The sequence below is a fragment of the Corynebacterium sp. HMSC059E07 genome, assembly GCF_001814395.1.
Classification (GTDB): Bacteria; Actinomycetota; Actinomycetes; order Mycobacteriales; family Mycobacteriaceae; genus Corynebacterium; species Corynebacterium hesseae.
Window position 1 is genome coordinate 1 of the sequence record NZ_KV816273.1, and the last position, 385, is coordinate 385.

Genomic DNA, 385 nt, shown 5'->3' on the forward strand with positions numbered 1-385 from the left:
TGGGGCTGAAAGGCTTTAGTAAACGGCGTCGATGTATCACCACCAGGCGCAAGCCTGGCCGTCGAGTCATGCCAGACTTAGTAGGCCGCAGATTCACCGCTGATAGGCCGAACCACGTCTATGTAGGCGATATCACCTACCTGCCGTGTAAGGGCGGCAAGAACATGTACCTGGCCACGGTCATCGACGTCTACTCGCGCAAGCTCGTCGGCCATGCACTCGCCGATCACATGCGGGTATCGCTGGTTATCGAAGCTTTATCTCATGCAAGGAAAGTCCGTGGAAGTCTTAAAGGGGCAATTTTCCATTCTGATCATGGCAGTGTGTACACCTCACAAGCATTTAGGGACCACTGCACCCAGCTTGGTGTTCGCCAATCCATGGG

At 54.5% G+C, this 385-nt stretch carries 1 protein-coding gene; it reads left to right on the plus strand.

Features of this window, described 5'->3' with window-relative positions; genetic code table 11:
• The coding region (locus HMPREF2967_RS12635; protein ID WP_232770540.1) for a DDE-type integrase/transposase/recombinase at positions 1-385 on the plus strand (385 nt) is incomplete at both ends.